9 protein-coding genes are annotated in these 15,412 nt (G+C 74.7%); 4 read left to right on the top strand and 5 right to left on the bottom strand.

Annotation, left to right across the window (positions count from 1 at the left end; translation table 11 throughout):
* Window positions 1–317: 317 nt before the first annotated feature.
* Window positions 318–1,940: an alpha/beta fold hydrolase gene (locus ACZ4M3_RS28480; protein WP_467737355.1), complete on the top strand. Its 1,623-nt coding sequence runs from the start codon at window positions 318–320 to the stop codon at window positions 1,938–1,940.
* Between the two features lie 12 nt (window positions 1,941–1,952).
* Here ACZ4M3_RS28480 and ACZ4M3_RS28475 read toward each other — a convergent pair whose 3' ends face one another.
* Window positions 1,953–2,948 carry an EamA family transporter gene (locus ACZ4M3_RS28475; protein WP_467737353.1) on the bottom strand — a complete coding sequence of 332 codons (996 nt, stop codon included), beginning with the start codon at window positions 2,946–2,948 and terminating at the stop codon, window positions 1,953–1,955.
* A gap of 65 nt (window positions 2,949–3,013) precedes the next feature.
* Window positions 3,014–5,728 carry an FAD-binding and (Fe-S)-binding domain-containing protein gene (locus tag ACZ4M3_RS28470; RefSeq protein WP_467737351.1) on the bottom strand — a complete coding sequence of 905 codons (2,715 nt, stop codon included), beginning with the start codon at window positions 5,726–5,728 and terminating at the stop codon, window positions 3,014–3,016.
* Window positions 5,729–5,813: 85 nt separating this feature from the next.
* On the opposite strand from ACZ4M3_RS28470, the gene serC reads away from it, so the two are divergent.
* Both serC and ACZ4M3_RS28460 read left to right on the top strand, forming a co-directional pair.
* Window positions 5,814–6,935 (top strand): phosphoserine transaminase, encoded by a 1,122-nt coding sequence (gene serC, locus ACZ4M3_RS28465; RefSeq protein ID WP_467737349.1) that lies wholly within the window; start codon window positions 5,814–5,816, stop codon window positions 6,933–6,935.
* A 196-nt stretch (window positions 6,936–7,131) separates the two neighbouring features.
* The gene (locus ACZ4M3_RS28460) at window positions 7,132–10,290 is read left to right on the top strand and encodes a sacsin N-terminal ATP-binding-like domain-containing protein (protein ID WP_467737347.1); all 3,159 of its coding nucleotides are present in this window, start codon (window positions 7,132–7,134) and stop codon (window positions 10,288–10,290) included.
* 13 nt (window positions 10,291–10,303) lie between these two features.
* On the opposite strand, the gene ACZ4M3_RS28455 is transcribed toward ACZ4M3_RS28460, so the two are convergent.
* Window positions 10,304–11,773 (bottom strand): helix-turn-helix domain-containing protein, encoded by a 1,470-nt coding sequence (locus ACZ4M3_RS28455; protein WP_467737345.1) that lies wholly within the window; start codon window positions 11,771–11,773, stop codon window positions 10,304–10,306.
* A 267-nt stretch (window positions 11,774–12,040) separates the two neighbouring features.
* Between ACZ4M3_RS28455 and ACZ4M3_RS28450 the strand changes: the two genes are divergently transcribed.
* The gene (locus ACZ4M3_RS28450) at window positions 12,041–12,424 is read left to right on the top strand and encodes a hypothetical protein (protein ID WP_467737343.1); all 384 of its coding nucleotides are present in this window, start codon (window positions 12,041–12,043) and stop codon (window positions 12,422–12,424) included.
* 28 nt (window positions 12,425–12,452) lie between these two features.
* Here ACZ4M3_RS28450 and ACZ4M3_RS28445 read toward each other — a convergent pair whose 3' ends face one another.
* Window positions 12,453–14,936: a cation-translocating P-type ATPase gene (locus ACZ4M3_RS28445; RefSeq protein WP_467737342.1), complete on the bottom strand. Its 2,484-nt coding sequence runs from the start codon at window positions 14,934–14,936 to the stop codon at window positions 12,453–12,455.
* Between the two features lie 133 nt (window positions 14,937–15,069).
* Window positions 15,070–15,372 (bottom strand): DUF2530 domain-containing protein, encoded by a 303-nt coding sequence (locus ACZ4M3_RS28440; protein ID WP_467737340.1) that lies wholly within the window; start codon window positions 15,370–15,372, stop codon window positions 15,070–15,072.
* Between the last annotated feature and the right edge of the window lie 40 nt (window positions 15,373–15,412).

Genomic DNA, 15,412 nt, shown 5'->3' with positions numbered 1-15,412 from the left:
GGGGAAGCCTGGCAGGGGAGCAGAAAACAATCAAGCATGCTTGCATGATTTGCCGCAACGCTGTCGCGTTCCCGCCACCGGAGACAACTGGACTACCCCACAGGCGAATTGCGGCGTCCCCCGGCCCGGCATGGGCCGTGGCGGCGCCGCGCCGCCCGCCGGCACGGGGGCGATTTCGGCCGTACGCCGGAAACTCGCGGAACGTCTGCGATGTCGCGCCGATACTGAATCCCCGCCGCCCGGAACGACTGCGGCGATGCGCGGACACCCGTTCCTGTCCTGGCACGTGAGGCATTCGACGAAGAGGACGAACCGACGTGACGTACGCGAACCCAGCCGACTTCTCCCTCTACCCCGAACTCGACTCCAGCGCCCTGGCCGCCTTCGTCACCGCACTGGAAACCGGAGACGTCACCGGGCTGTCCCCCGCCCGCGCCTCCGAGGTGGCCGAGGTGCGCGCGCTCGTCGTGTTCAGCCGCGGCAAGGTGACCGGCGCCGGCGGCGCGCTGCTCGACGCCGCGCTGTGGCGGCACACCGGGCCGCAGCCCCGCCCGGTGATCGTGATGCCCTCGCCGTGGACGGACCTCGGCTGGCTCGCGTACGCCGTCCAGGCCGGCCTCTTCGCCGCCCGCGGGTACGACGTCCTCGCCTACACCGCGCGCGGGTTCGGCGCCTCGGAGGGACAGGTGGAGGTCGCCGGGCCGCTCGACGTCGCCGACGGCAGCCGGGCCCTGGACCACCTCATCGAGCGCACCTCCGGGCCCGTGACGAAGATCGGCTTCATCGGGGACTCGTACGGCTCCGGGATCAGCCAGCTCGTCGCCGCGCACGACACCCGGGTGGACGCCGTCGTGGCGATGAGCACCTGGGGCGACCTGGGCGAGGCGTTCCTGGAGAACTCCACCCGGCACGTCGCCGCCGTGCAGGCCCTGCTGGGCGCGGCGGCGCGGGCCCGGCTCAGCCCGCAGACGGAGAGCGTCTTCGAGAACGTCCTGGCCAACCGGGACATCGAGGGCACCCTGCGGTGGGCGGAGCCGCGCTCGCCCTTCACCCACGTCAAGGAACTCAACCGCCGCCAGGTTCCCGTCCTGTTCGCACAGGCCTGGCACGAGACGCTCTTCCCGGGCAACCAGACCGTGAAGATGTTCAACGAACTCACCGGCCCCAAGCGCCTCGACCTCTCCATCGGCGACCACTCGGGCCCCGAAGCGCCGGGCATGCTCGGGCTGCCGAACCGGATCTGGACCGACGCGCACCGCTGGTTCGACCACCACCTCAAGGGCATCGACAACGGCATCGCCGCCGAGGGGCAGGTGGTCGCCGAGGTGATGTGGAGCAAGGCCCTCGAAGCCAGTCCCACCTGGGACGCCCTCACCGGGCGCCGGCGCCGGGTGCACCTCGCGGGCGGCGGGGAGCTGGCCGACAAGCCCGAGGCGGGCTGGACCGCGACCGTCGTCTGCGGCATCGACACCCCGGCGACCGTCGCCGACCGGATCGTCCGCTCCGGCTACGCGGAGATCGCGGGCCGGCCGAAGGCCTACCCGACCGGCGACATCGACCGCGGCGTGGCCGCCGTCTGGGCGACGGCGCCCGAGGAAGCGGGCCTACGGCTGCGCGGCACGCCCCGGCTGCGGGTGACGTACCGGGCCGCGAACCCGGGGTCCGGCTTCGTCGCGTACCTGCTGGACACCGCACCCGACGGGACGGCGCACATCATCACGCACGCCCCGTACAGCGACCTCGGCTCCCCGCCCGACAGCCTGATCAGCGCGGACATCGACCTCCAGGCGACGGCGTACGACGTCCCGCGCGGGCACCGCGTCCTGCTGGTGATCGACGCCCGCGACCCGTTCTACGCGGACCCCAACCTGCCGCGCGCGACGCTCTCCTTCACCTCCCCGGAGGCCACCCCCTCCTACCTGGAGCTGCCGCTGGGCTGAGCCCGCCCGGGCCTAAGCGGCCGGGGCGCCCGACGGGCCCCTCGGGCGGCCGCCGATCTGGGAGCGGACCGCGCCCATGCTCGCCGCGATGACGAGGGCGATCGCGAGGGCGTCCACGAGGGACAGGGCCTGGTGCAGGACCAGGAAGCCGGCGCTCGCCGCGATGGCCGGTTCCAGGCTCATCAGGATCGCGAAGGTCGGGGCGGGCAGCCGGCGCAGGGCCAGCAGTTCCAGCGTGTACGGCAGGACGGAGGACAGGACGGCGACGCCCAGGCCCAGCGCCAGGGTGCTCGGGACCACGAGGTCGGAGCCCGCCTCGACCACCCCGAGCGGCAGCGAGATGACCGCGGCGACGGCCATCGCCAGGGCCAGGCCGTCCGCCTGCGGGAAGCGGCGGCCGGTACGCGCGCTGAACACGATGTACGCCGCCCACATCGCGCCCGCCCCGACCGCGAACGCGGCGCCCAGCGGGTCGAGGCCGCCGAACCCGCCGCCCCCGCCGTGCCCGGCGAGCAGGGTCACTCCGGCCAGGGCGAGGACGGCCCACAGCAGGTTCATCAGCCGCCGGGACGCGATCACCGACAGGGCGAGCGGGCCGAGCACCTCCAGGGTGACGGCGGGGCCGAGCGGGATGCGGTCGATGGCCTGGTAGAACAGGCCGTTCATGCCGGCCATGGTCACGCCGAACCAGAACACGGTGACCCAGTCCGCCCGCGCGTAGCCGCGCACCTTGGGCCGGCACACCAGCAGCAGCACCAGGGCCGCCGCCGCGAGCCGCAGGGTGACCACGCCCGCCGCGCCGGTCCGGGGCATCACCATGACCGCGAGGGCGGCGCCGAACTGCACCGAGATCCCCGCCGAGACCACCAGCGCGACCGGTCCGAACCGCGCCCGGGCCCCGCCGGCGGGCGGCGCCGCGTCCAGGGCGGCGCTGTCGAGGACGGCGGCGCTGTCGAGGGGCGCGGGCACGGTGGCGGAAGCCGAGGAGCTCGGGGAGGACGGGGTCATTCCACCAGGCTAAGGGGTACGTAACGGGTGTCATGCCGTGTTCTGCCTTACATCAGGCACACCCCCTACAGCTCCTCCGCGAGCACCTCCGCAAGGTGGCGGGCCCGGCGGCCGCCGCCCAGCTGGGCGATCTGGGTCCGGCAGGAGAAGCCGTCGGCCAGGAACAGGGCCCCGGGCGGCGCGGCCCGCAGCGCGGGCAGGAGCTGTTCCTCCGCGCAGGCCACGGACACCTCGTGGTGGCCGGGCTGGAGGCCGAAGTCGCCCGCCAGGCCGCAGCAGCCGCCGCTGAGCGCCCCGGTGAGCCCGGCCCGCTCACGCAGCCGGCGGTCCGCCGCGTCGCCCAGTACGGCGTGCTGGTGGCAGTGCGTCTGGCCCGCCACCGGGCGGTCCAGGCGCGGCGGCCGCCACTGCGGGGCGTACTCCTCCAGCGCCTCGGCGAAGGTCCGGACGGCCGCCGCCAGGCGCGCGGCGCGCGGGTCGTCGGGCAGCAGGGCCGGCAGATCGGTGCGCAGGGCCGCCGCGCAGCTGGGTTCCAGCACCACCACCGGGCCGGCCGCCTCCCCGAGGGTGTCCAGGGTGCGGGTGAGGACCTGCCGGGCGCGGCCCCGGCGGCCGGTGGAGAGGTACGTCAGGCCGCAGCAGACCCGGCCGGGCGGCAGGGACACCCCGAGCCCGGCCGCGGCCAGGACCTGGACTGCGGCCCGGCCGGTCTCCGGGGCCAGGTACTCCGTGAAGGTGTCCGGCCACAGCGTGACGGCCCCGGGGCCCGCCGCCGGCCGGCGGGGTGCGGTGCGGCGCCACCACCGGGTGAAGGGCTCCCGGGCCGGGGGCGGCAGCGGCCGGCGCCGGTCCAGCCCCGGCACCGGCAGCAGGCGGGCCGCGGCGCTCACCGGACCCGCCGCCCGCAGCGCGGCGATCAGCCGCAGCCACTGCGGCAGCCCGCCCAGCGTGTAGTGCGACAGCGGCCGGATCCGGCCCGCCCAGTGGCGTTCCAGGAACTGCGACTTGTACGTGGCCATGTCCACGCCCACCGGGCAGTCGCTGCGGCACCCCTTGCAGGCCAGGCACAGGTCCAGGGCCTCCGCGACCTCCGCCGAGCGCCAGCCGTCCGGCACGGTCTCCCCGGCCAGCATCTCGTGCAGCAGCCGCGCCCGACCGCGCGTGGAGTGCCGCTCCTCCCCGGTGACCCGGTACGAGGGACACATCACCTCCGCCCCGGCCGGCTCCGCACCACGGCACTTCGCGACTCCGACGCAGCGGGCCACCTCCCGCGCGAACGGCGTCGCCGGCAGCACCGCGAAGCGCAGGTTCTCGTCCAGCCGCGCCGGGCGGACCAGCATCCCGGGGTTCATGCCGCCCGCCGGGTCCCACACGTCCTTGTACGCGCCGAACAGCTCCAGCACCCGGGGCCCGTACATCCTCGGCAGCAGTTCGGCCCGCGCCTGCCCGTCCCCGTGCTCGCCCGACAGGGAGCCGCCTTGGGAGACGACGAGGTCCGCCAGGGCCGAGGAGAACTCCCGGAAGCGGGCCACCCCCGCCGCCGACACCAGGTCGAAGTCGATCCGCACGTGGACGCAGCCCTCCCCGAAGTGCCCGTACGGGGACCCGTGCAGCCCGTGCTCCGCCAGCAGCGCCCGGAACTCCCTCAGGTACGCGCCGAGCCGGACCGGCGGCACCGCGCAGTCCTCCCAGCCCGGCCAGGCCATCTCCCCGGTCGGCAGCCGCGTCGCCGTGCCCGCCGCGTCCTCGCGGATCCGCCACAGGGCCCGCTGCCCCGCCGGGTCGGTGACCAGCGCCGCGTCCACGGCGTCGGCGGCCCGTACCAGCGCCCGGGCCGCGCCCTCGTCCGGCAGCTCCACGAACAGCCACGCCCCGCCCCGCGGCAGGTCCCGCGCCGCCGGGCCGACCAGGTCCCGGGCCATGCCCTCCACCGTCAGCGGGCGGTACGGCAGCAGTCCCGCCGCCGCGTCGGCCGCGGCGCTCTCGTCGGCGTACCCGAGCACCGCGAGCACCGGCGTACGCGGCGCCTCCACCAGGCGCACCACCGCCTCCGTCACCACCCCGAGCGTGCCCTCGCTCCCGCAGAACGCGCGGGCCAGCTCCACCCCCCGCTCGGGCAGCAGCGCGTCGAGGCCGCCGTAGCCGGAGATGCGGCGGGAGAAGCCCCCGGCCATGCCCGTGCGCAGGACCGCCAGGTTCCGGGAGACCAGCTCGCGCAGGCCCGGCGGGGCGCCCGCCCAGCCCGTGCCGATCCGGTGGGAGGCGCCGCCGTACGCGGTCACCGCCAGCTCCGTGACGTTGTCGGCGGTGGTGCCCCAGGCCACCGAGTGGGCCCCGCACGCGTTGTTGCCGATCATCCCGCCGAGGGTGCAGCGCGAGTGGGTGGAGGGGTCGGGCCCGAAGGTCAGCCCGTGCGGGCGCGCCGCTTCCCGCAGCCGGTCCAGTACGAGGCCCGGCTGGACGACGGCGGTCCCGGCGGCCGGGTCCAGCGCCAGCAGGGCGTTCATGTGGCGGGTGAAGTCGAGCACCACCCCGGTGCCGGTGGCCTGGCCCGCGATGGAGGTGCCGCCGCCGCGCGGCACGACCGGGACCCCGGCTTCGGCGCACACCCGCAGCGCCTGCGCCACGTCCGCGGCGTCGCGCGGGGCGACGACGCCGACCGGCACGCGCCGGTAGTTCGAGGCGTCCATGGTCACGAGCGCCCGCGCGGCGGCGCCGAAGTCCACGTCCCCGCGCAGGTTCGCCCGCAATGCCCGTTCGAGTTCCCCGGTTGCCGTCACGGTCTCCACCCTGCCACCGGTGTCGTGCGTCTCATCGGGTGGACGCGCTCCCGGGACGGCGACCGCGACCCGATACGCTCCGCTCGTGGCTGAGATCCAGATTCCCGCTGACATCAAGCCCGCCGACGGACGCTTCGGCGCGGGCCCCTCCAAGGTGCGGACCGAGGCGCTCGACGCCCTGGCCGCCACCGGTACCTCCCTGCTCGGAACCTCACACCGCCAGGCCCCGGTCAAGAACCTGGTCGGCTCGGTGCGCCAGGGACTCCGGGACCTCTTCTCCCTGCCCGACGGGTACGAGGTGATCCTGGGCAACGGCGGCTCCACCGCCTTCTGGGACATCGCGACCGCCGGTCTCATCGAGAAGAAGTCGCAGCACCTGACCTTCGGTGAGTTCTCCTCCAAGTTCGCCACCGCCGCGAAGCTCGCGCCGTGGCTGGACGCGCCGTCGGTGATCTCCTCCGAGCCGGGCACCCACCCCGACCCGGTCGCCGAGGCGGGCGTGGACGTGTACGCGTACACCCACAACGAGACCTCGACGGGCGTCGCGGCGCCGATCAAGCGCGTCACGGGCGCCGACGCCGGGTCCCTCGTCCTGGTGGACGCGACCTCGGGCGCCGGCGGTCTGCCGGTGGACATCACCGAGACCGACGTCTACTACTTCGCCCCGCAGAAGTCCTTCGCCTCCGACGGCGGGCTGTGGCTGGCGGCGTTCTCCCCGGCCGCCCTGGAGCGCGCGGCCCGCGTGCACGCCTCCGGCAGCCGGCACATCCCCGAGTTCTTCTCGCTGCCCACCGCGATCGACAACTCGCTGAAGAACCAGACGTACAACACCCCGGCGCTCGCCACCCTCTTCCTGCTGAACCAGCAGCTGGAGTGGATGAACGGCCAGGGCGGCCTGGAGTTCACCACCGGCCGCAGCGCGGCCAGCGCCCGCCACCTGTACGGCTGGGCGGAGGCGTCGAAGTACGCGACCCCGTTCGTCGCGGACCCCGCCAAGCGCTCGTCCGTCATCGGCACGATCGACTTCTCCGACGACATCGACGCGGCCGCCGTCGCCAAGGCGCTGCGCGCCAACGGCATCGTGGACACCGAGCCCTACCGCAAGCTGGGCCGCAACCAGCTGCGCGTCGCGATGTTCCCGGCGATCGACCCGGCGGACGTGCAGGCGCTCACCGCCTGCGTCGACTACGTGATCGAGAAGCTGTAACGCGCAGGCGTACGCAGGAGCCCCCGGTGCCGCGCGGCGCCGGGGGCTCCGTCCTTCCGGGCGGAGTCCGCGGCGGCCCGCCCGGATGCCGTCGCGGGCACCTCACCGGCCGGGAGGCCGCCCGCACGCGATACCTTCAAGAGGTCCGGGGCCGAGTGCCCCGGGCGCGGGTCCAGTGAAACGTGGAGGCAGCGGCGTGAGCGTGCGAGTGACGGCGGCCCAGGGCGGCGCGGACCCCTTCGGCACGGCCCGGTTGCGGCGCGGGGTGCTCGACGCGTGGGGCGCGGGCCCGGCCCGGTTCCGCGAGGACGCCAACGCCGAGGAGGACCTGGCGCTCGGCGGCTACCGCGACCGGCTCGTGGTCGAGCTGGCCCAGAACGCCGCCGACGCGGCCGCCCGTGCCGGCGTACCGGGCCGGCTGCGGCTCACCCTGCACCCCGGGGACGGCGAACCCGGCCACGCGGTGCTCGCCGTCGCCAACACCGGCGCCCCGCTGGACGCGGCGGGCGTGGAGTCGCTGTCGACGCTACGGGCCTCGGCGAAGCGGGAACCGGCCGGCCCGGGCGGCTCCGCCGAGACCGTGGGCCGCTTCGGCGTCGGCTTCGCCGCCGTGCTCGCCGTCACCGACGAGCCCGCCGTGCTCGGCCGCCACGGCGGAGTCCGCTGGTCCCTCGCCGAGGCCCGCGAACTGGCCCGGGAGGCGTCCGGCGGCAGCCCCGGCCTCGGCGACGAACTGCGCCGCCGCGACGGCCACGTCCCGCTGCTGCGCCTGCCGTTGCCCGCCGAGGGCACCGCGCCGCAGGGCTACGACACCGTCGTGGTCCTCCCGCTGCGCGACGCCGCCGCCGAGGAGCTGGTGGAGCGGCTGCTGGCCGGGATCGACGACGCGCTGCTCCTGACCCTGCCCGGGCTGCGCGAGGTCGTCGTGGAGACCCCGGCCGCCGGACACCGGGTGCTGTACCGGCGCGCCGAAGGCCCGTACACCGTCATCGAGGACTCCGCCTCCGGCACGCACCGCTGGCGCACCGTCCGCCACAGCGGCCCCATCGAGCCGGCCCTGCTCGCCGACCGGCCCGTGGAGGAGCGGCTGCGGCCCTTCTGGACCGTCACGTGGGCCGTGCCCGCCGACATCGAGGGCGCCCCGCTCTACCCGCGCACCGCGCCCGTCGTCCACGCGCCGACCCCGACCGACGAGCCGCTGGGCATCCCCGCGCTGCTCATCGCCTCGCTGCCGCTCGACACCAGCCGCCGCCACCCCGCCCCCGGGCCGCTGACCGACTTCCTAGTGGAGCGCGCCGCCGACGCCTACGCCGAACTCCTCGCCGCCTGGGAGCCGGTCAGCACCGACCTGGTCGACCTGGTACCGGGCCCGCTCGGCAAGAGCGAGCTCGACGGGGCCCTGCGCGGCGCCGTCCTCCAGCGGCTGCCCCGTACGGCGTTCCTCGCGCCCGCCGCACCCTCCGAGGAGCTGAAGGCGCTGCGCCCCTTCGAAGCGGAGGTGGTCGAGGGCGCCGGAGCCGACACCGTGGCGGTGCTGGCGGAGGTGCTGCCGACCCTGCTCCCGGCCGGGCTGGAGCGCCGCCCCGAGCTGCGCCACCTGGGCGTCGGCCGGCTTCCGCTGGGCGACGCCATCGAGCGGATCGCGGGCATCGAGCGCACCCCGCAGTGGTGGTACCGGCTCTACGACAGCCTCGCCGGGGTGGACCCCGACCGGCTCTCCGGCCTGCCCGTTCCGCTGGCTGGGGACCCCTCCCAGGCCGGAGGCGCTGGGGGAGGGCGTACCGCGATCGGGCCGCGGCACATCCTGCTCCCCGGCGCCGACACCCCCGAGGGGCTGGCCCGGCTCGGGCTCAAGGTGGCGCACCCCGACGCCGCCCACCCGCTGCTGGAGAAGCTCGGCGCGCTCCCGGCGACCCCGCGCGCGGTCCTGACGACCCCGCAGGTGCGGGCGGCGGTCGCGGCCTCCCTGGACGCGGGCGAGATCTGGGACGAGGACGCGCCCGACGCCGACGAGCTGGCCGAGATGGTCCTCACCCTGGTCCGCGACGCCGGCCTGGAGCCCGGTGACGAGCCGTGGCTGGGCGCCCTCGCGCTGCCCGACGAGGACGGCGAACCGACCCCGGCGGGCGAACTGCTGCTGCCCGGGTCCCCGCTGGCGTCGGTGGTCCGCGAGGACGAGATCCCGTACCTCGACGCGGGCTTCGCCGAGCGGTGGGACGCCGAAACCCTCACCGCCGTCGGGGTGCTGGGCACCTTCCAGCTGGTCCGCGCCACCGACGTGGTCCTGGACCCCGACGAACTGGAGCCCCGTGACGGGGACTTCGCCGAGCCGGACGACGCGGGCCTGCTGGACGCCGTCGACGTGTGGTGCGAGGACCTGCTGGACCAGCTCCCGGACACCCCCCTGCCGCCGGTGGCCACCGAACTGATCGGCGTACGGGACCTGGACCTGGTCGACGACGACCGCTGGCCCGAGGCCCTGGCCATGCTCGCGCAGCCGCCGCTGCGCGACGCGCTGACCCAGCCCGTGCGGGTGCTGCTCCCCGACGGCACCACCCGTTCCGTGCGCCCGTACACCGCCTGGTGGCTGCGCGACCACCCGGTGCTCGACGGCCGCCGCCCGGCCGGGCTGCGCGCGGCGGGCGGCGACCCGCTGCTGGCCGGGCTGTACACGCCCGCCGACGCCACCGGCTTCGAGGACGAGCAGGTGCTGCGGGCCCTGGGCGTACGGACCACCGTGCACGCCCTGCTGGACGAGCCCGGCGGCGCGGCCGAGCTCCTGGGCCGCCTCGCCGACCCCGACCGGGAGGTGTCGGACCGCCAGCTGCACGCCCTGTACGGGGCGCTGGCCGAGCTGGACCCCGAGCAGGTGACCCTCCCGGACGACCTGCGGGCGGTGGTGGACGGCGAGGTCCGGGTGGTGGACGCGGCCGACGCGGTGATCGCCGACGCCCCCGACCTGCTGCCCCTGACGGCGGGCCTGCCGCTGCTGCCGGTCGCCCCCGCGCTGGCCGCCGACCTCGCGGAGCTGCTCCAGGTGCGCCGCCTGTCGGACACCGTCCCGGCGGAGGTCAGCACGCCGGGCGAGGAGCACGAGGTCCCGGAGGCGGTACGGATCCTGCTGGGCCCCGCGACGCCGCGGACGTACGTCGAACACGCGGAACTCGTCGCGGGCGGCACGGAACTCGACTGGCGCCGCACCCCGGACGGCACCCTGCACGCCGCCACCCTGGAGGGCGTCGCCGCCGGACTCGCCTGGTCGGCGGGCCAGTGGCCGCGCCGCTTCGAGGTCGCGGCCCTGCTGGAGGACCCGTCCCGCACCGCGGAACTGGCCCGCGACCGCTGGTTCGACTGACGCCCGCGCCCCCTCAGCGGAAGACCACCGCGGCCGCTCCCCACTGGGACGTGGTGGTCCCCGTGGCGGCGCACATCTGGGCCGCCGGGACGATCCGGTACGCCGTGGACAGCCGGTAGGACGACAGCTTGAGGACGGGCAGCGCGGTCCACTCGCCGGTGAACGCCGGGGCCGTGCCGCTGTTGGAGCCGACCGTGCCCACCACGAGGTCCCCGGCGGCGCAGTCGAGCCGGGTCGACGAGGTGCTGAACGCGGTCTGGCCGGATTCGCCGTGCGCCTGCGCGTACCCGACGGCCCGGCTGATCCCGCTGAACTCGTCCACGGCCACGTGGTACTTGCTCGCGTGCGGGTACTTCACCCGGATCGAGTCCGCCGTGGTGAGCGGACGGACGTGGAAGGCGGCGAGGACCAGCGTCCGGTGCAGCCGGGCATCGGTCTCGTCGGCCACGATCCGGAAGGCGTTCCCCTGGGTGTCGGTCACCGTGACCGGGCCGGGACAGGTGGCGGTCAGCATCATCGTGACGACGAGCGCGTTCCCCGCGGTCACCGCGTTGGTCACCGGCAGTACCACTTCGGTACCGCCCAGGATCTGCTGGTCCGCGGCGGCCCGCGCCACCCAGGCGGCCGGCTCGTTCCGGGTCGGCGGGCCCGCGTCGTCGGTCCCCGCCAGGATGGGCGCCGGATTGGCGGTGGGCGGCGGACAGGGCTGCTCCTCCACCGGGAACCCCGCCTTGACGCCGGCCGGACTCCCTGCGGTGTCCACGCCGGCCAGGCCCTCCATGGCGGCGACGCCGATGCAGACGCCGAGGAGCAGGCTCACGGCGTGCGTGAGCACCCGCTGTCGCGAGGGGCCGCGCCGAAATACCCGTACGGAGGCCGCCGCCCCGTCCACGGACCCGACCCCGCCGCCTGCGAAGTCCCCGTCCACTGCGGCTCGGTCGGCTCCCGCGGGGGCTCCGTCGGCTTCCGCCGGGGCTCCGTCGGCTTCCGCCGGGGCTCGGTCGGCTTCCGCCGGGGCCCGGTCGGCCTCCGCCAGGGCCCGGTCGGCCTCCGCCGGGGCCCGGTCGGCCTCCGCCGGTGTCCCGTCGGCTTCCACGGGTGTTGCATCGGACCCCTTCGCGCGGTCCCCTGCCCCCGCCCGCGCGGCCCCGGCATCCGCCGCGGCGGACCGCGGCTGCGCGGTGGACCCCACTCGCGCACCGGCTTCCGCCGCCAGCCGAAGCCCCGTCCACGCCTGCTTCCACACCGGCAGCGCGGTCTCGGCCACCCCCAGGGCCCGCAGCAGGGCCAGGATCCGGTCCCACGGCGGCAGCGTCGGCCGGTCCGTCCGCAGGGCGTGCGCGATGGTGGACCGGGGCAGCCCCGTACGCCGCTGCAACTCCCGCAGGGACAGCCCCGCCACCGCCTTGAGCCCCCGTAGCTCCCCGATGAAATCGGCGACCGACTCCGGCCGCCGCAACCCTTCCCGTTCCGGCATCTCCATGCCCCCCGCTCCATCCCCCTGGACCGGCCCGTCCGAGGGTGTCCCACGGCGGCCGGCTGTCCGGATCCTACGAGCGGCGCGCCCGGCCCCGTAACCGTTCGACCGGCCAACTCCGCCGGGTCCGGGGAGCCGTCCCGTCCGGGGCCGTCCAGGCTTGTCCCAGCACGTCGAACGGCCTTGTCGGACACCGGCACCGCTGCCGATGGTTGGCCACATCGCCGGACCCGGTGGACGGGCCCGTCAGCCGACTTCCGACAGGAGACACCCATGAAGTTCACGCTCGGGCGCCGCGGCGCCATGGCCGCGACGGTCGCGGCCCTGACCGTAGGCGCGCTGGCCACGGGGATCACCACCGCCTCCGCCACCAGCGGGTGGACCCGCCTGTCCACCTCGCACGGGGTCGGCGTGTACGGCAACCACACCTCGACGTCGGGCAAGGTCACCTCGGACGTCTTCAACGGGGACTACGTCGACGTCCTGTGCTGGAAGCGCGGCGAGAACATCGCCAACCAGGGCAACGTCTGGTACTACATCGACAACGAGTGGCACGCGAGCGGCTGGTACGGCAACACCGCCGGCTGGGTGTACGCGCCCTACACGGACGACTCCAACGCATGGCGCACCGGCCTCGCCGAGTGCAACTTCGGCTGAGCCGACTCCGCCCGGACCTGGAGGTGTCCTACGCCGGGAACCTCCGGTCGACCCAGCGGAAGGTGAGCTCGATCAGCACGGAGGCGGCGGCGGCGATGCCGACGGCGGTCCACGGCATCACGTCGCCCTCCAGCCGCAGCTGGAAGAAGGTCTGGAGCCAGGGCACGACCAGGACCAGGAGGAACGCCCCGCCCATCGCGGCGACCAGGGCGATCCGCCACCACGTGTACGGGCGGGCGATGATCGCCAGCACCCACATCGAGGTCAGGAACAGTGTCAGCGTCGCGGCGCTGGTCTCGGCCTTGAGGCTGTCCGCACCGGTGTAGTGGTGGCGGGCGATCAGGTACGTCGCGAAGGTGGCGACCGCCGCGATCACCCCGCCCGGGATCGCGTACCGCATCACCCGCCGTACGAAGTGCGGCCTGGCCCGCTCCTTGTTCGGGGCGAGCGCGAGGAAGAACGCCGGGACGCCGATGGTCAGCGTCGACAGCAGCGTCAGGTGGCGCGGCAGGAACGGGTACTCCACCTGCCAGCACACCACCAGGATGGCCAGCAGCACCGAGTAGACGGTCTTCACGAGGAAGAGGGTGGCCACCCTGGTGATGTTGCCGATGACCCGGCGGCCCTCGGCGACCACCGAGGGCAGGGTGGCGAAGCTGTTGTTCAGCAGCACGATCTGGGCGACCGCGCGGGTGGCCTCCGAGCCGGAGCCCATGCTGACCCCGATGTCGGCGTCCTTGAGGGCGAGGACGTCGTTGACCCCGTCGCCCGTCATCGCCACCGTGTGCCCCTTGGACTGGAGCGCGGCGACCATGTCCCGCTTCTGCTGCGGGGTGACCCGGCCGAAGACCGCGTTGCCGTCCAGGATCTCGGCCATGTCCGCCCGCTCGGCCGGCATCTCGCGGGCGTCGACCGTGTGCTGCGCGCCGGGCAGCCCGAGCTTCCCGGCCACCGCGCCGACGGAGACGGCGTTGTCCCCGGAGATGACCTTGGCCTTGACGTCCTGGTCCGCGAAGTAGCGCAGCGTGTCGGCGGCGTCGGGGCGCAGCCGCTGTTCCAGCACCACCAGGGCGGTGGGTGTGACCCCCTCGGCCACGGCCGGGTCGTCCAGTTCGCGGGCGGAGCGGGCCAGGAGCAGGACCCGTAGCCCCTGTTCGTTGAGGGCGTCGATCTCCTCCAGCGCCGGGTCCCCGGCGGGCAGCAGCACGTCCGGGGCGCCGAGCAGCCAGGTGTGGTTCTCGCCGTCGCCCTCGCTGAAGCTGGCGCCGCTGTACTTGCGGGCGGAGGAGAACGGCAGCGATTCGGTGCAGCGCCACTCCGCGCTGTCGGGGTAGGCGTCGATGATGGCCTGGAGGCTGGCGTTGGGCCGCGGGTCGGACTCCCCGAGCGCGCCGAGCACCTTCTCGACGTACGCGCCGTCCTCGCCGCCCAGCGGGCGCAGTTCGCTGACGTCCATGCCGCCCTCGGTGAGGGTGCCGGTCTTGTCGAGGCAGACGACGTCGACGCGGGCGAGGCCCTCGATGGCGGGAAGTTCCTGGACCAGGCACTGCTTGCGGCCGAGCCGGATGACCCCGATGGCGAACGCGACCGAGGTCAGCAGGACGAGCCCCTCGGGGATCATCGGCACGATGCCGCCGACGGTCCGCGCGATGGAGTCCTTGACGTCGGAGTTCTCGACGGTGAGCTGGCTGACGATGAGGCCGATCGAGGTCGGGATCATCATCCAGGTGACGTACTTGAGGATGGTGGAGATGCCGGTGCGCAGCTCGGACTGGACGAGCGTGAAGCGGGAGGCCTCTTCGGCGAGCTGGGCTGCGTAGGCCTCGCGGCCGACTTTGGTGGCGGTGAACGCGCCGCCGCCGGCGACCACGAAGGAGCCCGACATGACGGGGTCGCCGGGCCGCTTGAGCACCGGGTCGGCCTCGCCGGTCAGCAGGGACTCGTCGATCTCCAGGCTTTCGGCCTCGCCGAGGACGCCGTCTACGACGACCTTGTCGCCGGGGCCGAGCTCGATGACGTCACCCAGGACGATCTCCGAGGTGGAGATGTCGCCGGTCCTGCCGTCGCGGCGGACGCTGGGTTTGGCCTCGCCGATGACGGCCAGGCCGTCGAGGGTCTTCTTGGCGCGCAGTTCCTGGACGATGCCGATGCCGGTGTTCGCGATGATCACGAAGCCGAACAGGCTGTCCTGGATCGGTGCGACGCACAGCATGATCACCCACAGGACGCCGATGATGGCGTTGAAGCGGGTGAAGACGTTCGCGCGGACGATCTCGGTGGTGGAGCGCGAGGAGCGCACGGGCACGTCGTTGACGTCGCCGCGGGCCACGCGTTCGGCGACCTCCGCGGTGCTCAGGCCGTCCGCCTTGAACCGGGGCGCCGGTGGACGCATCGGGTGGACCGGGTCCAGCTCGGCCCCCGCGTCGATGGCCGTCCCGAACGCGGGCGCGCCACTTCTGCCGCTGCCGGCCGGCTCCGGTCCGTCGGTTTCGGTCTGCGCCCGCTCCGTCATGCTTTCGACGGTAAAGGGCGTACGGCCGCTCCACCCGCCGAGCGGTCGGAAGATCCGACTTCGGGATGAGCGCAATCGTCTCCTGGTAGCCCCGCGCCGTCCGACCGCCGACGGACCCGGCGACGGGCCGCCGTCAGGCTTCGGGCCGAAGCCCAGCGCCCTCCGCGCCCTCGCCGCCCTCCGCGGCCTGCTGTGCCTCGTGCCGCTTGATGGCGGCCTCGCGGCCACGGGCGTACCAGATGCCGAACAGGCCGAGGGCGGTGCCGGCCGCCGGGGTCCAGACCCACCACAGCAGGTCCCGGTCCGCGAACCACCCGTAGAAGGGGAGCTGAACGAGGAAGAGGACGAACCAGATGACCGTGCCGCCGACGACGGTCGCGACGACGGGGCCCTCCAAGGGCTCGGGGGCCTCGTGCTGTGCGGTCCATTTCGCCATGCGGCCAGTCTAGGCGGGCCGGCCGGACCGGCCGAAGAGA

The organism is Streptomyces sp. NPDC026522 (assembly GCF_055567555.1).
Note: the sequence above shows the minus strand (reverse complement) of the source record. Positions and strands in the feature narration are given on the sequence as shown.